Annotated in this window: 27 protein-coding genes; 15 read left to right on the top strand and 12 right to left on the bottom strand. The window is 68.1% G+C overall.

The genetic code is table 11. The features are described from left to right. Positions 1 to 46: 46 nt before the first annotated feature. From QH270_RS03120 to QH270_RS03140, 5 genes are all read left to right on the top strand, one after another. Entirely contained in the window at positions 47 to 823 is a 777-nt protein-coding gene (locus QH270_RS03120) for an SDR family oxidoreductase (RefSeq protein WP_280338801.1), read from the top strand. Positions 824 to 918: 95 nt separating this feature from the next. After that, positions 919 to 1,833: an SDR family oxidoreductase gene (locus tag QH270_RS03125; RefSeq protein ID WP_280338802.1), complete on the top strand. Its 915-nt coding sequence runs from the start codon at positions 919 to 921 to the stop codon at positions 1,831 to 1,833. A 200-nt stretch (positions 1,834 to 2,033) separates the two neighbouring features. Further along, positions 2,034 to 3,308, top strand: a complete 1,275-nt coding sequence (locus QH270_RS03130) for a hypothetical protein (protein WP_280338803.1) — start codon at positions 2,034 to 2,036, stop codon at positions 3,306 to 3,308. Between the two features lie 11 nt (positions 3,309 to 3,319). Then, complete coding sequence (locus QH270_RS03135) at positions 3,320 to 3,835, top strand: ImmA/IrrE family metallo-endopeptidase (RefSeq protein ID WP_110037467.1); 516 nt, start codon at positions 3,320 to 3,322, stop codon at positions 3,833 to 3,835. Beyond that, the gene (locus tag QH270_RS03140; protein ID WP_280338804.1) at positions 3,832 to 4,857 is read left to right on the top strand and encodes a hypothetical protein; all 1,026 of its coding nucleotides are present in this window, start codon (positions 3,832 to 3,834) and stop codon (positions 4,855 to 4,857) included. The genes QH270_RS03135 and QH270_RS03140 overlap by 4 nt, the downstream gene beginning before the upstream one ends. A gap of 89 nt (positions 4,858 to 4,946) precedes the next feature. On the opposite strand, the gene QH270_RS03145 is transcribed toward QH270_RS03140, so the two are convergent. Further along, positions 4,947 to 5,363 (bottom strand): helix-turn-helix domain-containing protein, encoded by a 417-nt coding sequence (locus QH270_RS03145; protein WP_019044759.1) that lies wholly within the window; start codon positions 5,361 to 5,363, stop codon positions 4,947 to 4,949. A gap of 365 nt (positions 5,364 to 5,728) precedes the next feature. Further along, positions 5,729 to 6,892, bottom strand: coding sequence for a steroid 3-ketoacyl-CoA thiolase (locus tag QH270_RS03150; protein ID WP_280338805.1), 1,164 nt, complete (start codon positions 6,890 to 6,892; stop codon positions 5,729 to 5,731). A 132-nt stretch (positions 6,893 to 7,024) separates the two neighbouring features. Between QH270_RS03150 and QH270_RS03155 the strand changes: the two genes are divergently transcribed. Continuing rightward, positions 7,025 to 8,320, top strand: a complete 1,296-nt coding sequence (locus tag QH270_RS03155; protein WP_280338806.1) for a cytochrome P450 — start codon at positions 7,025 to 7,027, stop codon at positions 8,318 to 8,320. Positions 8,321 to 8,379: 59 nt separating this feature from the next. Here QH270_RS03155 and QH270_RS03160 read toward each other — a convergent pair whose 3' ends face one another. From QH270_RS03160 to QH270_RS03180, 5 genes are read right to left on the bottom strand one after another with little or no spacing between them, the layout of a single operon-like run. Next, a complete protein-coding gene (locus tag QH270_RS03160; protein ID WP_280338807.1) occupies positions 8,380 to 8,802 on the bottom strand; it encodes a nuclear transport factor 2 family protein in 423 nt (140 codons plus the stop codon). Next, the gene (locus QH270_RS03165) at positions 8,799 to 9,689 is read right to left on the bottom strand and encodes a TIGR03619 family F420-dependent LLM class oxidoreductase (protein ID WP_280338808.1); all 891 of its coding nucleotides are present in this window, start codon (positions 9,687 to 9,689) and stop codon (positions 8,799 to 8,801) included. Before QH270_RS03165 ends, QH270_RS03160 begins: the two co-directional genes overlap by 4 nt. Beyond that, on the bottom strand, positions 9,686 to 10,855 hold the full coding sequence (locus tag QH270_RS03170; RefSeq protein ID WP_280338809.1) for a thiolase domain-containing protein: 1,170 nt from the start codon (positions 10,853 to 10,855) through the stop codon (positions 9,686 to 9,688). Before QH270_RS03170 ends, QH270_RS03165 begins: the two co-directional genes overlap by 4 nt. Beyond that, the gene (locus QH270_RS03175) at positions 10,852 to 11,871 is read right to left on the bottom strand and encodes a thiolase domain-containing protein (RefSeq protein ID WP_280338810.1); all 1,020 of its coding nucleotides are present in this window, start codon (positions 11,869 to 11,871) and stop codon (positions 10,852 to 10,854) included. Before QH270_RS03175 ends, QH270_RS03170 begins: the two co-directional genes overlap by 4 nt. A gap of 9 nt (positions 11,872 to 11,880) precedes the next feature. After that, a complete protein-coding gene (locus tag QH270_RS03180; RefSeq protein ID WP_280338811.1) occupies positions 11,881 to 12,852 on the bottom strand; it encodes a Zn-ribbon domain-containing OB-fold protein in 972 nt (323 codons plus the stop codon). A gap of 61 nt (positions 12,853 to 12,913) precedes the next feature. On the opposite strand from QH270_RS03180, the gene QH270_RS03185 reads away from it, so the two are divergent. Next, on the top strand, positions 12,914 to 13,951 hold the full coding sequence (locus QH270_RS03185; RefSeq protein WP_280338812.1) for an LLM class F420-dependent oxidoreductase: 1,038 nt from the start codon (positions 12,914 to 12,916) through the stop codon (positions 13,949 to 13,951). Positions 13,952 to 13,973: 22 nt separating this feature from the next. Next, the gene (locus QH270_RS03190; RefSeq protein ID WP_280338813.1) at positions 13,974 to 15,509 is read left to right on the top strand and encodes an acyl-CoA synthetase; all 1,536 of its coding nucleotides are present in this window, start codon (positions 13,974 to 13,976) and stop codon (positions 15,507 to 15,509) included. Between the two features lie 13 nt (positions 15,510 to 15,522). On the opposite strand, the gene QH270_RS03195 is transcribed toward QH270_RS03190, so the two are convergent. After that, on the bottom strand, positions 15,523 to 16,521 hold the full coding sequence (locus tag QH270_RS03195; RefSeq protein WP_280338814.1) for a sigma-70 family RNA polymerase sigma factor: 999 nt from the start codon (positions 16,519 to 16,521) through the stop codon (positions 15,523 to 15,525). Between the two features lie 152 nt (positions 16,522 to 16,673). Between QH270_RS03195 and QH270_RS03200 the strand changes: the two genes are divergently transcribed. Continuing rightward, a complete protein-coding gene (locus QH270_RS03200) occupies positions 16,674 to 17,090 on the top strand; it encodes a VOC family protein (protein ID WP_280338815.1) in 417 nt (138 codons plus the stop codon). Between the two features lie 52 nt (positions 17,091 to 17,142). Here QH270_RS03200 and QH270_RS03205 read toward each other — a convergent pair whose 3' ends face one another. Next, positions 17,143 to 17,925: a crotonase/enoyl-CoA hydratase family protein gene (locus QH270_RS03205; protein WP_280338816.1), complete on the bottom strand. Its 783-nt coding sequence runs from the start codon at positions 17,923 to 17,925 to the stop codon at positions 17,143 to 17,145. A gap of 60 nt (positions 17,926 to 17,985) precedes the next feature. Here QH270_RS03205 and QH270_RS03210 point away from each other — a divergent pair, with 60 nt between their 5' ends. Beyond that, positions 17,986 to 19,635 carry an acyl-CoA synthetase gene (locus QH270_RS03210; protein WP_280338817.1) on the top strand — a complete coding sequence of 550 codons (1,650 nt, stop codon included), beginning with the start codon at positions 17,986 to 17,988 and terminating at the stop codon, positions 19,633 to 19,635. Between the two features lie 57 nt (positions 19,636 to 19,692). Here QH270_RS03210 and QH270_RS03215 read toward each other — a convergent pair whose 3' ends face one another. Continuing rightward, on the bottom strand, positions 19,693 to 20,085 hold the full coding sequence (locus tag QH270_RS03215; protein WP_280338818.1) for a nuclear transport factor 2 family protein: 393 nt from the start codon (positions 20,083 to 20,085) through the stop codon (positions 19,693 to 19,695). 214 nt (positions 20,086 to 20,299) lie between these two features. Between QH270_RS03215 and QH270_RS03220 the strand changes: the two genes are divergently transcribed. Further along, entirely contained in the window at positions 20,300 to 21,253 is a 954-nt protein-coding gene (locus QH270_RS03220; RefSeq protein WP_280338826.1) for an aldo/keto reductase, read from the top strand. Positions 21,254 to 21,299: 46 nt separating this feature from the next. On the opposite strand, the gene QH270_RS03225 is transcribed toward QH270_RS03220, so the two are convergent. Beyond that, positions 21,300 to 22,124, bottom strand: a complete 825-nt coding sequence (locus QH270_RS03225; RefSeq protein ID WP_280338819.1) for a class II aldolase/adducin family protein — start codon at positions 22,122 to 22,124, stop codon at positions 21,300 to 21,302. A gap of 190 nt (positions 22,125 to 22,314) precedes the next feature. Here QH270_RS03225 and QH270_RS03230 point away from each other — a divergent pair, with 190 nt between their 5' ends. Then, complete coding sequence (locus QH270_RS03230; RefSeq protein ID WP_280338820.1) at positions 22,315 to 23,130, top strand: acyl-CoA thioesterase domain-containing protein; 816 nt, start codon at positions 22,315 to 22,317, stop codon at positions 23,128 to 23,130. Positions 23,131 to 23,181: 51 nt separating this feature from the next. Here the strand turns inward: QH270_RS03230 and QH270_RS03235 are convergent, their stop codons facing one another. Then, positions 23,182 to 24,360 carry an FAD-dependent oxidoreductase gene (locus tag QH270_RS03235; protein WP_280338821.1) on the bottom strand — a complete coding sequence of 393 codons (1,179 nt, stop codon included), beginning with the start codon at positions 24,358 to 24,360 and terminating at the stop codon, positions 23,182 to 23,184. Between the two features lie 100 nt (positions 24,361 to 24,460). Between QH270_RS03235 and QH270_RS03240 the strand changes: the two genes are divergently transcribed. Genes QH270_RS03240 through QH270_RS03250 form a run of 3 tightly spaced genes read left to right on the top strand, consistent with a single transcriptional unit; the run spans position 24,461 to position 25,653 of the window. Continuing rightward, positions 24,461 to 25,045 (top strand): TetR/AcrR family transcriptional regulator, encoded by a 585-nt coding sequence (locus QH270_RS03240; protein ID WP_280338822.1) that lies wholly within the window; start codon positions 24,461 to 24,463, stop codon positions 25,043 to 25,045. Positions 25,046 to 25,087: 42 nt separating this feature from the next. Then, complete coding sequence (locus QH270_RS03245; RefSeq protein WP_280338823.1) at positions 25,088 to 25,285, top strand: plasmid mobilization protein; 198 nt, start codon at positions 25,088 to 25,090, stop codon at positions 25,283 to 25,285. Continuing rightward, positions 25,282 to 25,653, top strand: coding sequence for a type II toxin-antitoxin system death-on-curing family toxin (locus QH270_RS03250; protein ID WP_432420285.1), 372 nt, complete (start codon positions 25,282 to 25,284; stop codon positions 25,651 to 25,653). The genes QH270_RS03245 and QH270_RS03250 overlap by 4 nt, the downstream gene beginning before the upstream one ends. Positions 25,654 to 25,910: the final 257 nt, after the last annotated feature.

Here is a 25,910-nt window from a genome sequence, read left to right on the forward strand (position 1 = left end):
CGGCATACCCGAGACAAAGCAAGCAATTGCTTGGTAGGTTAGCACGGTGGCTGTAGAAATCGACCTTTCCGCGCAGATCGTTCTGGTGACCGGCGGCGTCCGCGGTGTCGGCGCCGGCATCAGCAGGGCCTTCCTCGCCGCGGGCGCGACCGTGCTGACCTGTGCCCGCCGCCCGGCCGACGAGCCGATCACGGTGGACGGGCGCGCCACCGAGCACTTCACCTGCGATGTGCGCGACCCCGACGCCGTCGCGGCGATGTTCGAGCGGATCCTCGATCGGCACGGCCGGATCGACCACGTGGTGAACAACGCGGGCGGCGCGCCCTTCGCCATGGCCGACGCCGCCAGCCCGAAGTTCCACCAGAAGATCGTCGAGCTGAACCTGCTCGCGCCGTTGCTGATCTCGCAGCAGGCCAACGCGGCGATGCAGAAGCAGGACACGGGCGGGTCGATCGTGATGATCACCAGCGTCAGTGGGCACCGGCCCTCGCCGGGCACGGCCGCCTACGGCGCGGCCAAGGCCGGCCTGGACAACCTGGCCGGCTCACTGGCCGTCGAGTGGGCGCCCAAGGTGCGGCTGAACTCCGTGGTCGTCGGCCCGGTGGAGACCGAGCTCAGCCACCTGCACTACGGCGACGCCGACGGGGTGGCCGCGGTGGCCGCGACCGTGCCGCTCGGCCGCCTGGCCAGCCCCGCCGACGTCGGCAACGCCGCACTCTTCCTCGCCTCGCCCCTGGCGGCGCACATCAGCGGCGCCACCCTGCTCGTCCACGGCGGCGGCGAACGCCCGGCCTTCCTCGACGCCGCCAACGCGAACCACTGACCCGACACCGACACCCCGACCACCACGGTTTCGGCCGCGAGGGCACGAGGCCGAAACCCGCGGCGCCAGCCGCCAGAGATACAGGAGCTACAACCATGGACGACCAGCAGTTGATCTGCGCGGGCCGCACCGTCATCGTCACCGGCGCGGGCCGGGGGATCGGCCGTGCGCACGCCATCGCCTTCGCCGCCGCCGGCGCGCGTGTGGTGGTCAACGATGTCGGCACCGCGCTCGACGGCGCCGCGACCACCGAGACCCCCGCCCAGCAGGTGGTCGACGAGATCGTCGCCGCCGGTGGCGAGGCCGTGGCCAACTACGACGACGTGGCCGACTGGGAGGGCGCCCGCCGCCTGATCCGCCAGGCCGTCGACACCTTCGGCGGCCTCGACGTGCTGGTGAACAACGCCGGTTTCGTGCGCGACCGCATGCTGGTCAATCTCGGCGAGGACGAGTGGGACGCGGTGGTCCGCGTGCACCTCAAGGGTCACTTCGCCACCATGCGGCACGCGGCCGAGTACTGGCGCGGCGAGTCGAAGGCGGGCCGTCCGGTGGATGCCCGCGTGATCAACACCAGCTCCGGGGCCGGGCTGCAGGGCAGTGTCGGCCAGGGCAACTACGGCGCGGCCAAGGCCGGTATCGCCGGCCTCACCCTCACCGCCGCCGCCGAGTTCGGCCGCTACGGCGTGACCGTCAACGCGATCGCCCCCGCCGCCCGCACCCGGATGACCGAGACGGTCTTCGCCGACACGATGGCCGCGCCCGAGGCCGGCTTCGACGCCATGGCGCCGGAGAACGTCTCGCCGATCGTGGTCTGGCTCGGCAGCACCCAGTCGGCGGGCGTCACCGGCCGGATGTTCGAGGTCGAGGGCGGCAAGGTGGCCCTGGCGCAGGGCTGGCGCCATGGCGCCCCGGTCGATCGCGGCGCCAGGTGGAATCCGGCCGAGCTGGGTCCCGTCGTCGCCGAGCTGATCGAGAAGAGCACTCCGCCGGAGCCGGTCTACGGCGCATAGCAAACATATTGAGCGCAGGCCGGGGGAAGCTCTCGGCCTGCGCTTTTGTCATGTCAACGGTGTTCAGGGGGCTGGACGGCTGCTGATCGCCTCTGCGCCGTTGGGGCCGTGGGTTTACTATGGGCTACTGTTCGTCGATCCCGGAATGTGTCGCGACCGGGGGTAATGCTGCGCTGAATTACTAAGGGGATGACAAGCGCATGGCCGTTGGTCGCATGTTGCGCGTACTTGCCGCTGCGAGCGTGCTGGCCGGATCCGCTCTACTCGGGCCGGCTGTCGCCCTCGCGGCGCCGGAGAAGCCGCCGACTCCCGCCGCTCAGGCGCCGGGCAGCGGCAGCAGTGGGTTCGGTGACGACGGCAAGGGCGGCAACGGTCAGGGTGGTGCCGGTGGCCAGGACCCGGTGAAGCCCGGCGAACTGAGGCTGCCCAGCGGCTCCGCGGGCGGCCAGGTCGACAACGCCCCGCAGCAGAGCGAACAACCCGCCGAACCGCAGGCCGGAGCCGAGGTCGCCGGCCCCGGCGAGTGGCAGCCGCTGACGATCCCCGGTCAGTCCAGCCAGGAGATTCCGAAGAAGGAGGTCGCGGGCTCCGGCTCCGCGGCCGCCGGTTCGGCCGCGGCCGGTGCCGGGTCCGCGGCCAGTGCCGCTGTCCTCGGAACCGGCTCTGCGGGCCTCGGGCTGCTGCTCGGTTCCGGCTCGGCCGGTGTCGGCGCCATCCTCGGTACCGGTTCGGCCGGTGTCGCCGCTGTCCTCGGCACGGGTTCGGCCGGCGCGGCCGGAGTCCTGGCGACCGGTTCGGCCGCAGGCGCCGCTGTCCTGGGTACCGGTTCGGCCGCCGGCGCCGCTGTTCTCGGCACGGGTTCGGCCGCCGGCGCCGCTGTGCTCGGTACCGGCTCCGCCGCCGGGGCGGCCCTGCTCGGTACCGGCTCCGCGGCCGTCGGCTCGGCCGGTGTCGGCACCGGCTCGGCGCTGCTCGGCCTCGGCTCCGCGCTGGCCGGAACCGGTTCCGCCGCAGTGGGTTCGGCCGCTGTCGGTTCGGCCGCTGTCGGTTCAGCGGCGGTGGGCTCGGCCTCGCCGCTGCTGCTCCTGCTGCTCCTGCAGGTGCCCACCCCGCCCGCCGCGCCCGCTCTGCCGTCGATCGCGATTCCGCCGTCGCCCGCCGCGCCTTCGGCACCCTCGGTGCCCAATATCGTTGTGGCGGCGCCTGTCCCGGCCGCCGCACCGCCCGCCGCCGCGGCACCCCCGGCGCCGCCCGCCGCGGCCGCACCGGCCCGGGCGGCGAAGCCGAACCACGAGGTCAAGCCGACCAGTGACAACGGCGGCTTGCCCGAGCCGGAGCTGCTGTCGGTGATCGGCGGCCTGATCGCGCTCGCGCTGGCCGGAACCGGTTCGGGCGCAGTGAGTTTCCAAGGTGCCGCGGCAGCCCAAGCGCGGGTGAACGCGGCGCGTGCCGAGTTCTTCGGACCGAGGTCGTGAGGGGATCTTCGATGAGTAAGAGCAAGACCCAGAGCACCTCCAGGTCCTATCGACGCGTCGCGGCCGCGGTCGACGCGGTGTGCGCGGTCGCCGCCGACTCCGACGCGACCACCCTCGACGAGGTGGTCGCGGCGATCTCCCAGGAGCGGCAGCGCGAGATCGAGATCACCAGCGCGCAGTTGGGCCCCGGCGTGTGCGGTCAGCGCCGCTTCTACCCCGAACGCGACATCATCGTCCTCGCCGATGCCCTGCCCAGCCGCGATCACACCCTCGCGCACGAACTCGGCCACATCGTGTTCGACCACGAGGGCGCGCCCGCGGTGGAGACCACGCTCGAGGTCAGCGACGACCTGATCGCCTACATGCTCAGTCAGCGCGCGCACGCGCAGATCGTCGACGACGGCGCCGACGACCTCGCGGAGTGGGAGGCCGAGACCTTCGCTGCCATGCTCATGACCCGGCTGCGCGTCTTCAACAACCGGGGCGCAGGCGTCTCGGTCCTTCGATTCGATGAGGCACTCGGATGACACTCTGGTTGACAGCCCTGCTGGTCTGGGTTGCCGCGGGTGCGCGAGTGGGCCGCGTGCTGGTCAAGCCGGCGACGACCGCTCGCGTGGCGATCGTCGTCGCGGTGTCCGCCGTGGCGCTCGCGTCGACCGTCGCCATCCCGGATATCGCGGTGGCCATCGACAACCTGCTCCCCGGCGGGGTGCGCAGCGGGTGGTTGTCCACCGGCATCGTCGACTCGGCCTGGATCCTGTTCACGACCGCCACCTCGGTGGTGGCCTCGGCCGCGTGGCCGGTGGTCTCGCGCCGGAATCTGCGCCAGATCGCGATGGTGGTGTACGGCATCGGCGCGCTCGCCATCGTCATCACGCTGGCCTGGTCGTTCACCTTCGGCTGGATCGTCGTCGCGCTCGGCGCGGTCTTCATCGTCACCACCGGTCTGCGCAATCTGGACTGGACGACGCTCGGTCGCGGCATCGCGATCTACACCGCGGGCACGGCGCTGGTCGCGGTGCTCGCGGTCGCCAACGCGGGCCGCGCACTCCAGGACGCCGAGCCGACCCCGCCGGGTCAGCCGCTGTGGGGCTGGCAGGCGTGGGAGATCGCGAGCCTGTTGATCGCGCTCGGCGCGGTGTCGATCGTGATCGAGCTGTGGTGGCGCGCCAGGATCCTGCTGCGCCGGATCCGGCCGCTGCACAAGTTGATGGTCGGACGTTTCCCCGAGGTCGTCGCCCCCGAGCAGAACGCCACTTCCACGCAGTTGAAGGCCTCCGACCACGTGGCCCAGGTGATGGACGCGCTGTACCTGCTCTCCGGCAGCGGCATCGTCATCCCCGCCGCGGGTGAGCCGCCCGCCTCGATCCCCGAGCGCGCGGCCGTGGTGGCCGAGTGGGCCCGAAATCCGTTGGGCGACTTGTTCGTCGACGCTCGCTGGATCGCGCCGCCGCCCGGGGTGAGCCCCCGTGGCTGGGTGCTGGCCATCGCGAACAAGTATCAGACCGCCGTGGCGACCGAGGGCGCGCCGCAGAACGCCGCCGCCTGACCTGACCAGACAGCGAACGGGCCTGAGAGGTGGATTTCCACCGGCTCAGGCCCGTTCGCTGTGCACGTATCCGGCCTTGCTTCGTGTTCCTATTCTGTTCCGTCCGGAGGAATTTCGGGCAAGCCTTCGCTGGCCCGCAACTTCTCCGCCATCGAGGTGAGCAGATTCTGTGATTCTTCCGAGAGGTCGAATGCCCTGCTGGACAGTCGACGCAGCCCGTAGCCCTGCAGCTGCGCGAGCAGCTCCAGGTCGTGATCGATCTTGGCCGCGTAGATGTCGTTGAAGAAGTAGTCAGGCTTGACCTTGAAGAACTTCGCCAGGGCGGCCACCGTCTCGTCGGACGGGTTCGTTCGTTGTCCCGACCGCAGCTGCGAGAGATACGGCTTCGAGATCGGATGCCCGGAGGCAGTCAGCGCAGCCGCAACCTCTGCGTTGGTGTGCGGCTTGCGCCCCGGGGGATGCACGGTTTCGAACAGCTTGTTCAGCCGCGCCGCGAAATCAGCCATTGTGAGCCGCCCAATTCCCTTCACTGTACTAACAGTCGTTATCTCGGATACGTATCATTGATATTAGCGGCTCAGTAACTGAAAACCTACGCCTGATTCAGGATTTCTCTTCGGTTTCCGAAGCTCACCTGCGTGCAGGGGCCGCGGCGGTCGCGTTTGCGGGTCACGCCAACGACTCTTGTGGAGCGCAGGGGTCCCGGGGTTCGTGCCCGTCGCGGGGTTCTTCAAGCATAGCTCGATAGTAGCTCAATGTTAGCTGATGTTTCATGTTCCCCCGCGTCCCCTGGATTGTGTGGCGTACGACACGTTCCGGGCGCCCGGGGATGAATGTTCAACCTGGGCGCCCGGTTTCAGTGACGACCAGTCTACAGGCGCTCGATGATCGTTCCGGTCGCGAGTGCGCCACCGGCGCACATGAGCACCATCGCCGTGCCCTTGCCCGTGCGTTCGAGCTCGTGCAAAGCGGTGGTGATGAGCCGAGAGCCGGTGGAGCCGACCGGATGCCCGATTGCGATCGCGCCGCCGTTGACATTTACCCGGTCCATGTCCGGCTGGTGTACAGCAGCCCAAGAAAGTGCGACGGACGCGAATGCTTCATTGATCTCGAAAAGGTCGATATCCGAAATCTTCATTCCGGAGCGCTCGAGCAGCCGGGTGCACGCCTGCACCGGACCGTCGAGGTGGAACTCCGGCTCGGCGCCGACGAGGACCTGGGTGCGGATGCGCGCCCGCGGCCGCAAACCCTTGTCGCGGGCGACGGTTTCGTCCATGAGCAGCACCGCGGCCGAGCCGTCGGAGATCTGCGAGGAGGTCCCCGCGGTGTGGATGCCGTCGGCGACCACCGGCTTGAGCGCGGCCAGGCCCTCGAGCGTGGTGGCGCGCAGGCCCTGGTCCCTGGTCACCTCGAGCTTCTCGCCGGTGGCATTTCCCTCGCTGTCGAGCACCGGCGCCGACACCGGGAGAACCTCGCGATCGAAACGCCCTTCGGCCCACGCCTGCGCCGCCAATTGTTGTGAACGGAGGCCGAATTCATCGATATCCGAACGAGTGATGCCGCGCCTGCGCGCAATTCGTTCGGCAGCGCCGAATTGGTCGGGCAAATCGATCGACCACGAAGCGGGCCTGCGCGGGCCCGCGTCGGTGCCGACATTCGCGCCGAGCGGCACGCGGCTCATCGCCTCGACACCACACGCCATGCCGATATCGATCGCGCCGGTCGCGATGAGGCCGGCGATGAGGTGGTTGGCCTGCTGGGCCGAGCCGCACTGGGCGTCGATGGTGGTGGCGCCGGTCTGCCAGGGCAGGCCCGCGTGCAGCCACGCGACGCGGGTGACGTTGTTGGACTGCTCGCCTGCCTGGGTGACGCAGCCGCCGATCACCTGTTCGACCTCGGCCGGGTCGATCCCGGCCCGGTCGAGCAGGCCGCGCTGGGCCAGGCCGAGCAGCTCGGCGGCGTGCAGTCCCGAAAGTTGCCCGCGCCGCTTGCCGATCGGCGTCCGCACGGCCTCGACGATGACGGGTGTTCCCATCTGATTCTCCCTCGTAACTGCAACAAGTTCTGGTCTCTAGCCCAGGGTAAAACCGCGAGGTTCTTTCGTCACGGCAGCCGCTGTGCTTGAATGATTGTAGAACGTGTTTCAGTTTGTCGAAGGAGACATCTGGTGGTAGATCCGAGCACCGCACAAGCCGCCCCTGGGCAAGCCACGGGCCGGCCGAACCTGCCGGACGGGTTCGACGTTACCGACCCCGCTATCTACGCCGAGCGTGTTCCGACGGAGGAGTTCGCCGAGTTGCGGCGGGCGGCCCCGATCTGGTGGAACCCCAAGTCGCCCGACGTCGGCGGATTCCACGATGACGGCTTCTGGGTGGTGAGCAAGCACGCCGACGTGAAGGAGGTGTCGCGTCGCAGCGACGTCTTCTCCACCTACGAGAACACCGCGATCCCGCGCTTCAACGACGACATCCAGCGCGAGCAGATCGAACTGCAGCGCTTCGTCATCCTGAACAAGGACGCGCCGGAGCACACCAAGCTCCGCAAGCTGATCGCCAAGGGCTTCACCCCGCGCGCGGTCAACGGGCTGCGCGCCGAACTGTCGGCGCGCGCCGAGAAGATCGTGAAGGCCGCCGCCGAGTCCGGCTCGGGCGACTTCGTCACCCAGGTCGCCTGCGAGTTGCCGCTGCAGGCCATCGCCGAGCTGATCGGCGTGCCGCAGGAGGACCGGATGAAGGTCTTCGAATGGTCCAACGACATGACCGGCTACGACGACCCCGACAATGTGGACGTCGACCCGGTCAAGGCGTCGATGGAACTGCTCGGCTACTCCTACCAGATGGCCGAAGCGCGCAAGGCCTGCCCGGCCGACGACCTGGTCACCACGCTGATCGAGGCCGATGTCGACGGTGAGGCGCTCACGCCGGAGGAGTTCGGCTTCTTCGTCATCGTGCTCGCGGTCGCGGGCAACGAGACGACCCGCAACGCCATCAGCCACGGCATGATCGCGTTCATGGAGAACCCCGACCAGTGGGAGCTGTTCAAGAAGGAGCGGCCCGCCAGCGCGGTGGACGAGATCATCCGCTGGGCCACCCCGGTCACCTCGTTCCAGCGCACCGCGCTGGAGGACACCGAGCTCAACGGCGTGCAGATCAAGAAGGGGCAGCGTCTGGTGATGCTGTACCGGTCGGCCAACTTCGACGAGGACGTCTTCGAGAACCCGGAGAAGTTCGACATCATGCGCCAGGACAACCAGCACCTGTCCTTCGGCGGCACCGGTGCGCACTTCTGTGTCGGCGCGAACCTGGCCCGGCTCGAGATCGACCTGATCTTCAACGCGATCGCCGACCACCTGCCCGACATCACCAAGATCGGCAAGCCGAAGCGGCTGCACTCGGGCTGGCTCAACGGCATCAAGGAGCTCCCGGTCGACTACAAGACCCAGGGCTGCCCGGTCGCCCACTGAGTACCGAAAGACGTCAGCCCCGGTACCGAACGGAACGGGGGCTGACGTCTTTTCGTCGTTCAGGCAACCTTGCGAGTGGTCGCCATCGCACGGTCGACCTCCCAGAACGCACGCAGCGCGGCGATCTTGCCCTCGGCGTCGACCCGGTAGGTGAACACGCCCTCGGCGTCGATCACGTGGCCCGCCATGGTCGTGCGGATCATGCCGGTGAAGGCGATCTCGTTGCCGCAGGCGAACGAGTCCTCGAAGAGGAACTCGATCGAATCGGTCATCCCGATCGCCTTGTCCCAGAACGCGCCGATGGCCTCGTGACCGCGATGGCCGACACCCTCGGGATCGAAACCCGAAGGGCCGACCGGATCTTCGACGATGCCGTCGGCGGCGAACAGGGCGACCCAGGCCGCCTTGTCCTTGGCCCGCACCGCGGCCTGCGAGGCCAGCCCGGCGGCGCGCGCCGACTTGTCGACCGTGATTTCACTCATGCGGCGGTCCTCGCGACGATGGGATCGGCGATGTACTTCTCGGCGAACTTGCGCAGCGAGTCCTGCTTGGCCTCGAGCTCGCCGTCGAACCCGATGCCGTCGGACAACCAGGGCACCACGATGTTGTCGGTGACGCCGGCGTCGGCCAGATCCTGGTAGCCGTCGCGGCCGAACTTGTCGATGCAGACCGACTGGATCTCGAACGGTTCCTCGGACCGGCCGTACTCGGCGCGCAGGTCGCGCAGGGTGCCGATGGTGGCGACCAGGTCGTCGAACTTCATCATCGCCGAGGTCCAGCCGTCGCCGATGCGGGCGGCCCGGCGCAGCGCCGGACCGGTGTGCCCGCCGATGTAGAACGGCACCCGCTCGCTCGGCGCCGGGCTCATCTGCAGCTCGTCGAAATCGAAGAATTCGCCGTGGAATTCGACCATGCCGCCGTCCAGGACCAGCCGGATGACCTCGATCATCTCGTCGACCCTGGCGCCGCGGCGGGCGTACGGAACCCCGCACCACTCGAATTCCTCAGGCGCCCACCCGATCCCGATGCCGAACCCGAAGCGGTTGCCGGACATGTTTGCGATCGAGCCGACCTGCCTGGCCAGCAGCAGGGGATTGCGCGAGCCCAGCTTGAGGACATTGGTGTAGAACCGCAGGTCGGTGGTCACCGCGGCCATGGACGCGGCCGCGATCAGCGGATCGACCCAGGGCGTGTCCGGGCCCCAGAAGCGGCTGCCGTCCGGGGTGTACGGATAGTCGGCCGACTGCGACTTCATATAGAACAGCGAATCCGGCAGGCCGATGGAGGCGAAGCCGCATTCCTCCGCCGTCTTGGCCAGCTCGGTGAGCTGGTCGAGCGGGCTCAGCGCGACCCCGAGGGTGAACTTCATTCCGGGCGCTCGCTTCCCACGACCCACATCGAGAAGTACTGGGAGCCACCGCCGTACGCGTGGCCGAGGGCCTTGCGCGCGTCGGCCACCTGGTAGTCGCCCGCCCGGCCCATCACCTGCTTGGCCGCCTCGGCGAAGCGGATGAGGCCGGAGGCGCCGATCGGGTTGGAGGAGAGCACGCCGCCGGACGGATTCACCGGGATGCGGCCGCCGATCTCGGTCTCGCCCTTGTCGGTGAGCTTCCAGCCGTCGCCCTCCGCGGCGAAACCGAGGTTCTCCAGCCACATCGGCTCGAACCAGGAGAACGGCACGTAGATCTCGGCGACGTCGATCTCGTCGAGCGGGTCGGTGATCCCGGCCGACTTCCACAGCGCGGCGGCCGCGTCGCGACCCGCCTGCGGATTGACCTGGTCGCGACCGGAGAAGGTGGTCGGCTCGGTGCGCATCGCGGTGCCGTGCACCCAGGCGACCTTCTTGCCCTGGGCCTCGACCGCCGCGGCGGCCTCGGCATTGCCGATCACCAGGGCGCAGGCGCCGTCGGAGGAGGGGCAGGTCTCGTCGAAACGGATGGGGTCCCACAACATCTGGGAGGCGAGCACCGATTCCAGGGTGATGTCGGGCTGGTGCAGATGCGCGAGCGGGTTCTTCGCGCCGTTGCGGCGATCCTTCACCGCGACCATGGCGCCGATGTGCGTCGGGGCGTTGGAGCGGCGGATGTAGGAGCGCACGTGCGGGGCGAAGTAGCCACCCGCGCCCGCGCCGACCGGCATGGTGAACGGCACCGGAATCGACAACGCCCACATGGCATTCGACTCCGACTGCTTCTCCCACGCGATGGCGAGGACCTTGCCGTGCACGCCCGCCTGCACCAGATTGGCGGCGACGACGCCGGTCGACCCGCCGACCGAGCCCGCGGTGTGCACGCGCAGCAGCGGTTTGCCGATGGCGCCGAGAGCTTCGGCGAGATAGAGCTCGGGCATCATCACGCCCTCGAAGAAGTCCGGCGCCTTGCCGACGACGACGGCGTCGATGTCGTCGATGGTCAGGCCCGAGTCTTCGAGCGCGCGATCGATCGCTTCACGGCACATGCCCGCCATGGACACGTCCGTGCGCTTCGTCACGTGATGAGTTTGGCCGGTGCCGAGCACCGCGGCGGGGAAGCTCATCGTGCCTCCGATTCCAGAACGGCGACCAGGTTCTGCTGCAGCGCGGGGCCGCTGGTCGCATGAGCGAGGGTCCGGTTGGCGGTGCCGGAGAAGATGGCCTTGGCGGCGTTGCCGATGCGCTCCAGGCCCGCCGCGAACATCGGGTTGCCCGCGAGCGCGCCGCCGGAGGGGTTGACCGGAGTCTCGGGAGAAAGCCCGATCGCCTCGGCCAGGATCAGCTGCTGATGGCTGAACGGCGCGTGCAGTTCGGCCAGGTCGAAGGTGGTGTCACCGCCGGTCGCCGCCGCGGCGGCCCTGGTGGTGGAGGGGGAGCGGGTCAGATCGCGGCCACCGAGTGCCTGCGCGTCGATGTTGTGCGCGATTCCGGTGATCCACGCGGGACGCTCACACAGCTCCCTGGCCCGATCGCCGACCGCCAGCACGACCGCGGCGGCGCCGTCGGTGATCGGCGCGATGTCGTGCGCGCGCAGCGGGTCGGCGACATACGGTGTGGCGAGCAGGGATTCGATGTCACCGCCGGCGACGGCGGCCATCTCCCGTTCGGTCCAGCGACCCGCGTCCAGCCCGGCGCGTGCCTGTAGGCCCGCGACCGAGACCGCGTCGGGCCACAGCGGGCCGACCAGATACGGGTCGAGCTGCCTGGTCAGGACCTGACGCAGGGTGCCCGCCGACGACTTGCCGAAGCCGTAGACGAGCGCGGTCTGCGCCTGGCCGGAGACCAGCTTCACCCACGCCTCGTAGAGCGCCCACGCGGCGTCCATCTCCACGTGCGACTCGTTGATCGGCGGCACCGCGCCGATCGCGTCGACCGCGGAGATGAACGAGAACGCCCGGCCCGCCAGGTAATCCGAGGAGCCCGAGCACCAGAAGTCGATGTCGGACTTGGTGATGCCGAGATCGGCGTAGAGCTGCTGGAAGCACGGCACGAGCATCTCGACGCCGTTGGTGGTGCCGAAGGTCTCCGGCACGTGCGGTGCGTGGGCGAACCCGACCACCGCGATTTCTGGTGTACTCAACGTCGCCTCTCAGAGGTGGTGCTGGTAGGACTCGTACGGGGCATCGGGCTCGCCGCTCGGCCGGAAGTGGTCGATATTGGCCAGGGCGTGGCCCCACTCTTCGCGCGGTTTCCACACGGCCTCGACCCGCATGCCCATCCGCACCTCCGAGGCCTCGCAGCCGAGGACCAGGTGCAGGAACGGGATGTCGGCGCCGTCGAGCAGCACGTAGGCGGCGACGTACGGCGGCTTGATCCGCTGGCCGAGGAACGGCACGTTCACGATGCAGAAGGTGGTCACCGTGCCCTTGTCGGGCAGTTCGACCAGGTCGTCGGTCGGCGTGCCGTCGGTCGGATTGGCGCCGCGCGGCGGGAAGTACACCCGGCCGCCCGCTTCGGAACGTCCGCCGATCAGTTTGCCCTCGGCCAGTCCGCGCAGGTAGGCGCTCTCCTGCGGAGAGGCGGTGTGCTTGTAGCTCATGTCGACGGGCGTGGTCAGAATCGTCACCGGCTCGGCGGTGTCCTCGGCAGGCGCGGCGGCCTCGGCGGCCTCGCCCGGCTCGAAGCAGGCGATGTCCTGGATCGTGCCGCCGCGCTCGTCGGCCCAGCGCACGCGCACCCGCATGCCGGTGCTCACCTGGCTCGGGTCGGTCACGTCCAGCGCGTGCAACATGGCCGTGTCGGCGCCGTCCAGCTGGACCAGAGCCCAGGCGAACGGCCGATCGAACGGCTGCCCCGGTAGCGTCTCGGCCACCCATGTCCACGACTTCACCGTGCCGGTCGGCTCGACCTGGACCAGCTCGGCCAGCGGGGCCGAGGTGATCGGGTCGTATTCCTGCGCGGGCACCAGAATCCGGCCGTCGCTGCCACGCACGCCGAGTATCCGGCGTTCGCGCAGTCCGGTCAGAAAGGCGCCGATGACAGGTCCGACGGACCTGGTGTAGTCGAACTGCACCCGTAGGGGTGCACTCAATACTTCCACTGCGGTATTCCCCTGGGTCACGATATCGAGTAGAACAGGTTCTTATTCTGCTGGCAAGGATTCGCCGGAAAGGGCGTCGGTCATGAAATTCGGACTGCAACTCGGATACTGGGGCGCGCAGCCCCCGGCGAACGCCGGTGAGCTCGTCGTCGCGGCCGAGGAAACCGGGTTCGACGCGGTGTTCGCGGCCGAGTCCTGGGGCTCGGACGCGTTCACGCCGCTGGCGTGGTGGGGCTCGAAGACCGAGCGGGTACGCCTCGGCACCTCCGTCGCGCAGCTGTCGGCGCGCACGCCCGCCGCGGCCGCGATGCACGCCCTCACTCTCGATCACCTCAGCGGCGGCCGGGCCATCCTCGGCCTCGGCGTCTCCGGGCCGCAGGTGGTGGAGGGCTGGTACGGCCAGCCGTTCGCCCAGCCGCTGCGGCGCACGCGCGAATACGTCGACATCGTGCGCAAGGTGCTGGCCCGCGAGGCGCCGGTGACCTCCGACGGCAAGCACTACGGCCTGCCCTACACCGGTCCCGGCGCGACCGGACTCGGCAAGCCGCTCAAGCCGATCGTGCATCCGCTGCGCGCCGACCTGCCGATCTGGCTCGGTGCGGAGGGCCCGAAGAACGTCGCGCAGACCGCCGAGATCGCCGACGGCTGGCTCGCGATCTACTACGCCCCGCGCCTGGCCGGCATGTACAACGAATGGCTCGACGAGGGCTTCGCCCGGGCGGGCGCCCGGCGGAGCAGGGCCGATTTCGAGATCGCGGCCAGCGCCCAGGTGGTCCTCACCGACGACCCGGCGGGCGAGATCGAGCGGATGCGCTGGGTGACCTCGCTCTACATCGGCGGCATGGGCGCGCCCGAGCTGAACTTCCACGCCCAGGTCTACAAGCGGATGGGCTACGTCGCGGAGGTCGACGAGATCTCGGCGCTGTTCCAGGCGGGCCGCAAGGCCGAGGCGGCCGCGGCGGTCCCCGACGAGCTGATCACCGACACCGCGATCTTCGGCGACGAGGCGCATGTGCGGTCGCGGCTGAAGGAATGGGAGGACGCCGGGGTGACGATGATGCTGATCTCGGTTTCGGATGTCGATCAGATGCGTCGTCTCCAAACCCTTGTATCGACTTAGAACACGTTCTAAATTCGATAGGGTGAGCAGCCAGCAGACAACGGAAGTCCTCGGACTGTGGAATATCGCCGCGGCCGATCCCGAGCGGATCGCCGTCGTCGACCCGGACGGCAGGGAGATCAGCTATCGAGAATTGGCCACCCTCGCCAACCGCTACGCCAACGGGCTACGCGGCATCGGATTGCGCACCGGCGACGTGGTCGTCAGCATGCTGCACAACGGTGTCGAGGCGATCGCCGCGTACTTCGCCGCCTACCAGGCGGGCCTGTACATCGTCGCGGTCAACTGGCATCTGACCGCGCCCGAGATCGCCTACATCCTCGGTGACAGTGAGGCATCGGCCTTCCTGGCCAGTGAGCGGTTCGCCGCCACCGCCGCCGAGGCCGCCGAGCTCGCCGAACTGCCCGCCGACGCCCGCTTCTCGGCGGGCACCATCGAGGGCTTCCGGCCCGTCTCGTGGCTCGGCGCCGCCGACACCGGCCGCCCCGACGAGCGCTCGGTCGGCGCGCCGATGCTCTACACGTCCGGAACGACCGGCCGCCCCAAGGGCGTTCGCCGCCCGCTGACCGGCGCCGATCCCGACCAGGTCCCCGCACCGAACAAGGCCTTCTTCGCCCTGTTCGAACTCGCCCCCTACGACGACCACGTGCACATCTGTGGCTCGCCGCTCTACCACACGGCCGTGCTGAACTTCTCGACCATCTCGATCCAGATGGGCCACAAGCTGGTCCTCATGGACAAGTGGGATCCCGAGGACATGCTCGCGCTGATCGAGCGGCACAAGGTGACCCACAGCCACATGGTGCCTACCCAGTTCCACCGCCTGCTCGCGCTGCCCGAGGAGGTGCGCGCCCGCTACGACGTGTCCTCCCTGCGCAGCATGGTGCACGGCGCGGCGCCGTGCCCGCAGCAGACCAAGCGGCAGATGCTCGACTGGTGGGGCCCGGTCGTCACCGAATACTACGCCGCCACCGAGGGCGGCGGCACGGTGATCAACGGGACCGAGTGGCTGAACAAGCCCGGCTCGGTCGGCAAGGCGTGGCCGTGGTCGGTCATCAAGATCCTCGACGAGACCGACGGCACCGAGCTGCCCGCGGGCAAAGAGGGCATGGTCTACATGAGGATGGGCGCCTCCAGCTTCGAATACCACCACGCCAAGGAGAAGACCGAGGAATCGCGCGTCGGTGACCTGTTCACCGTCGGCGACATCGGCTACCTCGACGAGGACGGCTACCTGTTCCTCTGCGACCGCCGCTCCGACCTGATCCTGTCCGGCGGCGTGAACATCTACCCGGCCGAGATCGAGGGCGTGCTGATGAGCCACCCGAAGGTGGCCGACGTGGCGGTTCTCGGTGTGCCGGACCCGGATTGGGGCCAGCAGGTCAAGGCGTTCGTCCAGCCGGTCGAGGGCGCCGAGGGCGACGAGGCGCTCACCGCCGAGATCCTGGAGTTCGCGGCCGGTCAGCTCGCCAAGTACAAGCTGCCCCGCTCGGTGGAATACCGAGCGGAGCTGCCCCGCGATCCCAACGGCAAGCTGTACAAGCGCCGCCTGCTGTGAAAGTGGTTCCCGCTCAGACGGCTTCGCGCCACTCCGGCGCGAGCCCGAAGAGCGGGAACAACTTCTGCGTATCGAGGAAGAAGTTCAGGCCCGAGATGGTGCCACCCTCGAGCTCGAGCACGGTGATCGACCACGGCACCCAGACGCCCGGCTCCTCGCTCGGCTTGTAGTGGCCGAAGGCGGGCAGCCCGTTGGCGCCTTCCAGCGGAACCATCCGCGAATCGCGGCAGGCCGCACCGGTGCCGAGCATGAACGCGGCCACGTTCTCCGGCCCGGAGATCCAGAGCTCGAAGGGCGGCATCGCCAGCGCCACGTCGGCTTTCAGCAGCGTGGTGAGCGCGTCCATGTCGTAGGCCTCGAAGGCCTTCACGAAATCGTCGATGAGCTTGCGCTGCTCGGGATCCGACTCGTCGAAGCCGTCGGTGACGGTCGGCTGCACCTTCGACATGGTGGCCCGCGCGCGCTGCAAGGCGCTGTTCACCGACGCGGGCGACATCATCAGCGCCTCGGCGGTCTCGCTCGCGGAGAACCGCAGCACCTCGCGCATGATCAGGATCGCGCGCTGGGTGGCGGGCAGGTGCTGGCAGGCGGCGACGAAGGCCAGGCGCAGGGTGTCCTTGGTCGAGGCGTGCTCGGCCGGGTCGGCGCCGAAGGCCAGCCCGTTCGGGATCGGCTCGATCCACACGTAGTCCGGCTGCGGCGCGGGCAGGGGCGAATCCGGTCTGCCCGGGCCGTTGAGATCCATCGGGCGGGCCCGGCTCTGCGGCCGGTCCAGCATGTCCAGACAGATGTTCGTGGCGATCTTGTACAGCCACGAACGCAGACTCGCCCGCCCCTCGAACGAATCGTAGGAACGCCAGGCGCGGGTGAAGGTCTCCTGCACCGCGTCCTCGGCCTCGAACGAGGAGCCGAGCATGCGGTAGGCGTACGCACACAACTCACGCCGGTGCGTCTCGAACTGGGCCAGGACCTCGGGGTCGGGGCCGGTGGTGGCGGTTGTGGCGTCGCTCATAGTTCCTCACGATGCCACAGGGGTACGACACCCGACAGGGGAAGATTTCGATCGGATGAATTTCGCGAACTTCGCCGGCGACCGATGAATCGGACGCCGCGGCAGCGTCTACACGAACGAGACAGCACAGACGCTCCCGAAAGGTTCAGACCATGAGCAGCAAGATGATCTTCATCAACCTTCCCGTCGCCGACCTGGCCCGGTCGAAGGGCTTCTACGAGGCGCTGGGCTGGAAGGTCAACGAGGATTTCACCGACCAGAACGCGGCCTGCATCGTCGTCGACGACAACATCTGCCTGATGCTGCTGACCAAGGACTTCTTCACCACCTTCAGCAAGCGGCCGATCGCCGACACCACCGGCGCGATCGGCGCGGCCTACGCGCTGTCGCTGGCCAGCGCCGAGGAGGTCGACGCGCTCACCGAGGCCGCGCTGGCCGCGGGCGGCACCGAGGAGACCAACGACGACAAGCGCGCCCAGGAGGCCCAGGTCGGCATGCACGGCCGCACCTTCATCGACCCCGACGGCCACCAGTGGGAGCCGTTCTTCATGAACTACCCGGGGGAGTAAGGCCCATTACCAACAGGGCGCCGGGCGCAAAGCGCCGGCGCCCTGTGGTGTGTCAGGAACCGGTGAAGTTCGGCTTGCGCTTCTCGGCGAAGGCGCGCGGGCCTTCCTTGGCGTCGGCGGACTTGAACACCTCGATGCCGATCTTCGCCTCGATCGGGAACGCCTCGTTCTCCGGCATCGCCTCGGTTTCGCGCAGTGTGCGCAGCATCGCCTGGACGGCGAGCGGGCCGTTGTCGGCGATCTGGCCCGCCAGCGCCAAGGCCTTGTCGAGTGCGGTGCCGTCGGGGACCACGTGGCCGATCAGGCCGATCTCCTTGGCCTCGGCGGCGGTGATGTGCCGACCGGTCAGCAGCAGATCGGCGGCGACGGTGTACGGGATCTGCCTGGCCAGCCGCACCGCGGAACCGCCCAGCGGGAACAGGCCCCAACGGGCTTCGGAGACACCGAATTTCGCGCTTTCGCCGGCCACGCGCAGGTCGGTGCCCTGCAGGATCTCGGTGCCGCCGGCGATGGCCGGGCCCTCGACCGCCGCGATCAGCGGCTTGGCCAGTCGCCTGCCCTTCAACAGCGCGGGCAGGTAAGCCGGGTCCCAGCTGCCCGCGGAAGCGGTGTCCCCGGGATGCTGGGAGCTCATCGCCTTCAGGTCCATCCCCGCGCAGAAGGCCCCGCCCGCGCCGGTGAGGATCGCGACGCGGATGTCGGGATCGCTGTCCACCTGGTCCCAGGCGTCGCGCATGATCGCCATCATCTCGCCGGAGAGGGCGTTGCGCGCCTCGGGGCGGTTCATGGTGACGATGAGGACGTGGTCTCGCTTCTCGACCAGACAGTGGGCCATTTCGATGTCTCCTGACGTTCAGTCTTGTCAGAAACAGTAACACGTTCTATTTTTGTCCTTGTGAGCTACAACATAGCGGACCTAGTCGAACACACCATCGATCTCGTGCCGGACCGAGTCGCGCTGGCCGACGACGTCCGCTCGGTCACGTACGCCGAGCTGGAGGACCGAGCCAATCGCCTGGCGCACTACCTGCAGGAACAAGGCGTGCAGCCGGGCGACAAGGTCGGAATCTACTCGCGCAACACCATCGAGGCCGTCGAGGCGATGGTCGCGGTGTTCAAGGCGCGGGCGGTGATGATCAACATCAACTTCCGGTACGTCGAGAACGAGTTGCAGTACATTTTCGAGAACTCCGATCTCGTCGCCCTGATCCACGAGCGCCGGTACTCCGACAAGGTCGCCGCGGTCCGGCCGAACACCCCGAAGCTGAAGACGGTCCTTGTCGTGAACGACGGAACCGAGGACGCGACGCCCACCGCCGCCGATTCGGTGGAGTACGAGGCGGCGCTGGCCTCGGCCACCGGCGCGCGGGACTTCGGTGAGCGGTCACCCGACGACATCTTCATGCTCTACACCGGCGGCACCACCGGTATGCCGAAGGGCGTGATGTGGCGACACGAGGACTGGTGGCGGGTGCTCGGTGGCGGCGTCAACTTCGTCACCGGCGACGTCGTGCAGGACGAATGGCATCAGGCGAAGACCGGCGCGGCCAACGGCCAACTGGTGCGCTACCCGATCCCACCGATGATCCACGGCGGTTCGCAGAGCGCCACCTTCCACAGCCTCTTCGACGGCGGTAAGGCCGTCATGCTGCCCGAGTTCAACCCGCACGGCGCGTGGCAGGCGATCGACCGCCACGGCGTCAACATCATCTTCATCACCGGCGACGCGATGGCGCGGCCGATGCTCGACGCGCTGAAGGCCGGAAATCCGGAAACCGGTGAGCCGTACAAGCATTCGACGCTGTGGGCGATGGCCAGCAGTGCCGCGCTCTTCTCGCCGTCGCTCAAGGACGAGTTCCTCGAGCTGCTGGGGACCACGCTGATCACCGACTCGATCGGTTCCTCGGAGACCGGGTTCGGTGGCCTGTCGGTCGTCGCCAAGGGTGCCACCCACACCGGCGGTCCGCGGGTCAAGATCGATGCCTCCACGGCGGTGATCGACGAGCAGGGCAATCCGGTCGAAGCGGGTTCCGGGAAGATCGGCCTGCTCGCGCGCAAGGGCAACATTCCGCTCGGCTACTACAACGACCCGGTGAAAACGGCGGCGACCTTCAAGGAGTTCAACGGGGTTCGCTACTCGATTCCCGGTGACTTCGCGCGCGTCGAGGAGGACGGCACCGTCACAATGCTCGGCCGCGGTTCGGTGAGCATCAACAGCGGCGGCGAGAAGATCTACCCAGAAGAGGTCGAGGGTGCGCTCAAGGCTCATCCGGACGTCTTCGACGCGCTGGTCATCGGCGTGGAGGACGCCCGGTGGGGTCAGCGGGTCGCCGCGGTGGTGCACTGCCGCGACGGCAAGCGGCCCACCCTCGCCGAGTTGAAGCCGGTGCTGGCCCAGGAGATCGCCTCCTACAAGCAGCCGCGCAGCCTGTGGTTCGTCGACGAGATCAAGCGTTCCCCCGCGGGCAAGCCGGACTATCGGTGGGCCAAGGAGCACGCGGATTCCCGTCCTGCCGACGAGCACGCCGAGGCGGGCTCGTCCTGACGACTCCGACGGAATGGGCCGGTCCGGTGCGACCGGCCCATTCCGCTGTCGGCATTCTTATGCGTCCGGTGAGTCGTTGTAGACCCGTTCGCTGACAATCCTGCCGTCACGCCAGACGGCCACCGCACACCATTCACGGTGATAACGGGTACCCGGTTCGAGTCCGACCGCTGTTCCGCCCGGACCGACGGTGCCGTCCTGGTCGTATTCCATTACGCACCGGCCGTTGTCGCCGAGTGTCAGGGAGCGGACGGTCACAGTCCGGTCCGGTATCGCCTGGAAGAATGTTTCCAGGACTTTTCGCAGCTGGTCTTTTCCGCGCAGGGTGTAACCGCGCTGGGCCATGGTGTTCTCGACATCATCGGCGTAATAGGCCAACGCCCCATCCAGGTCGCGCCTTTTCACAGCGTCCAGCCAGGCGTGTACAGCCGCTTCGTCAGGTTTGCTCATAGGTGGATGATGGGCGGTTTCATCGATGGAATACAAGGGCGTCCAAGGCTTGGTGACTTATCTCACCGAGCGCGTGCAATCGCCGCAAATATGTTCTGGCGCAACGTGTTTGGTGGTTCCATCGAGAGTACGGGTTCGGCTGTGCGCCGACTTTCGCACAGGGGTCGGCGGCGAAAGCCGAACAGTTCGGTCGATGCGAGGAGGGGTACGAATCATGCAGCACAGGACTTTGGGAACACAGGGGCTGGAGGTCTCCGAGATCGGTTACGGTTCGATGGGCACCGCGGTCGGATACGGAGCCACCGACGACGCCGAATCGATCGCGGCGATCCATCGCGCCTACGACCTCGGCGTGACCCATTTCGACACCGCCGAGATGTACGGCTGGGGGGTGGGGGAAAAGCTGCTCGGGCGCGCGGTGGCGCCATTTCGCGATGATGTGGTGATCGCGACCAAGTTCGGGTTCACTCCCCGGTTCGGCACCGATTCGCGCCCCGAACACATTCGTGAGGTGGTCGATGCGAGCCTGCGTAATCTGGGGGTCGACAGCATCGACGTCCTCTATCAGCATCGCGTCGATCCCGCCGTGCCGATCGAGGACGTCGTCGCGACAATGGCCGAATTTGTGGACGCCGGGAAGGTGAAGTATCTCGGCCTGTCGGAGGCGCCCCCGGAGATCATTCGCAGGGCCCATGCCGTACACCCGATCTCGGTGTTGCAAACGGAGTACTCGATCTTCGCCCCGGACGCCGAACCGCTGTTTCCGATGCTGGCCGAGCTCGGTATCGGGTTCGTCGCCTACTCGCCGTTGGCGCGGGGATTCCTCACCGGCACGGCGAAACCGGCCGGCGACTATGAGCGGTCCGACTTCCGCACCCTCATGCCATGGTGGAACTCCGACAATTACGACAGCAATGCGCGCATCGTCGATCAGCTCACCGAACTGGCCGCCGGCAAGGGTATCGACATCGTGCAGCTGGCCCTGGCCTGGACGCTGGCGCGCCACGACTTCGTCGTCCCGATTCCGGGCTCCCGCAATCCGGATCGCGTCGCTCGCAATGTCTCGGCCTGCGATGTCACCCTCACAGCCGATGATCTGGCGCGCATCGCCGCTATCGCGCCCACCGGTGGGCATGGCGGGCGCGGTACGCCGTCGCCCTGGCTGTAGCTGGTAGCGCCTCGGGCGGCGGACAGCCGCCACCCGGGGCGCTGTGTCAGCCGACCAGATCCGGATCCGATGCCATGATCCGGGTCCACAGCGGCTGGGCCTGGAACCAGCCGGAGAAGTGGCCGCCGGTCTGCTCGCGGACCTTCAGTGCGGATTCGCGGTCGATCAGCTTCGGCGTCCCGGCCGCCATCGCGAGCAGCTGTGCCTGGCACGACCGCTCCATGGTCACGAACCACCACACTGCCTCGGCCACCGACTTCCCGACGGTGATCAGGCCGTGGTTCTGCAGTATCGCGGCCTTGTGCCGCCCGATCGCCTCGGCGATGCGCTTGCCCTCTTCGACGTCGTTGGCGACGCCGCCGAAGTTCGTGTACATCCCGTGGTCTTCGAAGAACGCGCACGCGTCGGGCGTGAGCGGGTCGAGAGGGATGCCGAGCGTCGAGAAAGTCTTGCCGTACAGCGAGTGCGCGTGCGCGGAGGCGACCGCGTCGGGGCGCGCGCGATGCACCTCGGCGTGGATCACGAAGGCGGGACGGTTCACGTGGAAGCGACCCTCCACGACATTGCCGTCGTGGTCGCACCGGATCAGGTCGGACGCCCGGATCCGGCCGAAGGCCATGCCGAACGGGTTGACCCAGAAGGTGTCCGGCTCCACGGCGTCGCGGACGGTGATGTGCCCGGCCACGCCCTCGGAGAAGCCGAGCCGATCGAAGATCCGGAACCCGGCCGCCAGCTGTTCCTTGCGGAACTGCCGCTCGTCCTCTGGCGAATCGAAGGTGGGTGGCAGCGCGAACGGAACTTCGCGGCCCGCGTACATGACAGCCCCCGCAGTTGCATCGTGGGAACTGGAACTTGTTGCAACACTTGTCATGTCGCAAGTATGGCACCGCCGTACAGGTGTGGATGGTGATCATGATCACTTGTAAAGTGTTGGGAAACAACGTATTTCGTGCAAGATCCGATGCCTGGACGAAATCGATTGGTGTCTGTGCGCGCGCGGAAGTGCTCGAGTGGTTGAAACATGTTCTACTAGTTGGGATTCGCTGAACAGAGGAGACATCATGCCCGCGTTCTTCGCCTACGAGGCCGGTCGCTACATCGCGGCACGCAAGGCTGTCAGCGCCTGGTCGTCGAGCCAGCTGGCGGGCACGGCGATCTGCGGTCTTCTCGCGCACGGACTCGAAACCCACAGCCCCGGACCGGAGTTCGTACCAGCGCGGTTCACGGCCGACCTCTTCAGCCCGGTCTGGAACGAACCGATCGAACTGCGCAGCTCGATCGTGCGGGACGGAAACCGGATCAGGGTGGCCGACGTGGAAGTCGTACAGCGCGAACAGGTTCGGGCTCGCGCCACCGCGCAGTTTCTGGTGAGCTCTGTCGAGCCGCCCGGTGAGATCTGGCAGCCCACCGAGCACCTGCCCGTCCCGGAGACCCGCCTGGACCGCCCGCACGGCTCCATGCCGCTGTTCAAGTCGGGGTCCCAAGACTGGACCCCTGATTTCGGCTCCGGCGTGAACGCGCATCGCAAGGCCAGCTGGAACAACATTCCGCCCCTGGTCTCCGGTGCGCCCATCACGCCCTTCGAGCGCGCCGCCGTGGCCGCCGATCTGACCAACATCATCTGTAACTGGGGTACTGCGGGCATCGGCTACATCAATACCGACGTCACCATGACCCTGTCCCGGCTGCCTGCGGGGATAGAACTGGGTTTGCAGGCTCGTGACCACGTCGCCGCGAACGGCATCGCCGTCTCTTCCGCGACCATGTACGACCGTTCCGGCGTGCTCGGTTCGTGCACCGTCACCGCGTTGTCGAACGCACGCAGGCAGGTCGACGTCGAGGCGTTCGCTCAGGCACAGTCCACCGGGCGCGTATAGCCAACAGTGACCGGCCATCTCTCTCGCGAGGATGGCCGGTCGTCGTGGTCTTCAGCGGTTGGCCAGCTCCGCCAGCTGGTAGGCCAGTTTGCCGCGGACGGCGGGGATGCCGGTGAGCAGGCGCATGGCGGTGTTGCGGGCGATGCGGGCGGGAGTGGACTGGAGGGTGGCCATGCGGGTCATCCGGTCGGTGAAGGAGACGACCTCGAGTGCGATCGGACGGCGGACGGTTTCGTAGTCGTCGAGCAGTGAATCCAGCGCACCCGCGAGGACTTTCGTGAGGAGGTCGGCCAGCATGGCGGCGTCCTGGATACCGGTGTTCATGCCCTGGCCGCCCGCCGGGCTGTGCACGTGCGCCGCGTCGCCCGCCAGCAGGACGCGGCCCGCGCGGTAGTGGTCGGCGACGCGGTGGTGCACGCGGAACCGTGAGCTCCACAGCACCTCGTCGACGTGGACGGCCCCTGCCGGGCCGCGCGCGTCGAGAAGGGCCTGGATGTCGGCGCGGGTGGGGTGTTCCGGTGCGTCGTCGACGGTGGCGACCACGCGGTAGCGCTCCTGCGCCGTGTCCGGCAGCGGCGCGACCACGGTGACGCCCTCGGGCGAAAGGTGCAGCGACACTTCGGTTCGCGGCGTCGGCCAGGTCATCCGCACATCGGCGAGGATGAACGACGCGGGGTAGGTGTCGCCGGTGAAACCGATACCCACCTGTTCGCGCACCACACTGTGCATGCCGTCGGCGCCGATCACGTAGTCGGCGGTGATGGTGCCCGGCGTGCCCTCGGCATCGGTGTATTCGACTGTGACGCCGGCCTTGTCGTCGTCGACGCTGGTGACGGTGAGCGGCCGGTGCACGCTGCCGCCCGCGCGGTGCAGCCGGTCGAGCAGGATCTGCTCGGTGACGTCCTGCGGAATCATCAGCGTGTAGGGGAATTCGGTCGGCAGATCGCCGAATTCGATGGTGGCCAGGGTCTTCGCGCCGTCGTGCACCTTGAAGGTCGGCACCTTGATGCCGCGTGCGACGAGCTCGTCGGCGATGCCGAGGCCGGCCAGCACCTCGAGTGTCCTGGCGTGGATCACCGCGGCGCGCGAGGTATTGGCGCCTTCGCTCAGCCGATCGATGAGGACATGGTCGATACCCGCCTCGGCGAGCGTGATCGCGGCCGTGAGGCCGGCGGGGCCCGCGCCGACGATGACGACGGAAGTGGTTGCGGGGAGCTGGGTGGCGGACATCTGCGACTCCTGGTCAACGCTTGTTTGCCAACGCTTGTAGGCATAACGATAAGCGGCAGGTGCTCGCGATGTCAACAGTTGTTGGCCTACACTTGTTGGCATGAAGTCCGCCGAGCAGAACTCCCCGGTCCGCCGCTCCGACGCCACGAAGGCCGTCATCCTCGACGCCGCCCGCGCGCGCTTCGCCGTCGACGGGTACGCGAAGGCGACCATCCGCGCCATCGCCGCCGACGCCGAGATCGACCCGTCCATGGTGATGCGCTATTTCGGCAACAAAGAGGGACTCTTCGCCGCGGCCGTGCAGATCGACCTCGACCTGCCCGACCTGGCCGCCGCCGACCCCGACTCCCTCGGTGAGCTGCTGGTGCGGCGCTTCCTGGCGATCTGGGAGGGCCACGACAACGCGGTCATGCTGATCCTGTTGCGTTCGGCGATCACCGACGACAAGGTCGCCGACCGCGTGCGCTCGATCTTCGCCGAACAGGTCCTGCCCGCAGTCCTTCGCTTCGGCGACCCCGCCGACGCTCCCCGCCGCGGTGGCCTGGTGGTCACCCAGCTCCTCGGCCTCGCCCTGTGCCGCTACATCCTGCGCCTACCCCCGGTCGTGGCGATGCGCCCCGACGCCATCGTCACCGACGTCGCCCCGGTCATCCAGGGCTACCTCACCTCGGCTCCCGGCGACTGATAACGCTGGTTGTGCGCGGTACCGCGCGGTACCATCCGGGATATGGCCGGACTGAATGTGCGATTCACCGAGGAAGAGCTGGACGCGCTTCGTCAGCGCGCGGAAGCCGAAGGGCGGAGCATGCAGCAGTTCGCCCACGATGCCGTCATCGCGGCGATCAACGAGCGTTCGCGGCTGTTCAACGAGGCCGCCGACCATGTCCTGCGAGTGAGCGAAGAACTGAACCGCAGGCTCGCGTGATGCAGTATCTGGCCCTGCCCGAGCTTTTGGCATTGGCGGCTCGGCTCGGCACGCCGGATGTCCGTGACTACGGACTGCTCGATTCCGCGCTCGCACGGCCACAGTCGAGCGTGTTCGGCCAGGACGCCTATCCGGATCTGTGGCAGAAGGCCGCCGCCCTGATGGAGTCGCTGGCCCGCAATCACGGACTGGTCGACGGGAACAAGCGGATCGCCTGGTATGCGACGTGGGTGTTCTTGCACCTCAACGGTTGTCCGTTGGACGAGACGTTCGACGTGGACCGGGCCGAGGCATTCGTACTCGCGGTCTGTCAGGGGCAGCTCGACGTGCCCGCCATCGCGAAGGAACTCGTCCGGTTCGCGCGGTAGATCGTGGGGCGGGGGCACCGGAGTCCCACGACTCATCCTGGGTACACAAACGGTGGGGCGGGGGGGTGGGTAAAGACCCGCCCCCCCCGGGCGGGCAGGCCGGGGGGGGGAGCGCCGATGGGGGCCGCCGACGCCCTGCCCGCCAACGACGCCCGCGCGGCGACCCACACCGGCCGCGGCTACACGAATTTCGTGTTACACGACAGCCGGCCGCTGTCGCCACGCATGGTCACCCGCTTCGACGCCGATCCGGACCG

This window comes from Nocardia neocaledoniensis, assembly GCF_029868625.1.
GTDB classification, from domain to species: domain Bacteria; phylum Actinomycetota; class Actinomycetes; order Mycobacteriales; family Mycobacteriaceae; genus Nocardia; species Nocardia neocaledoniensis_A.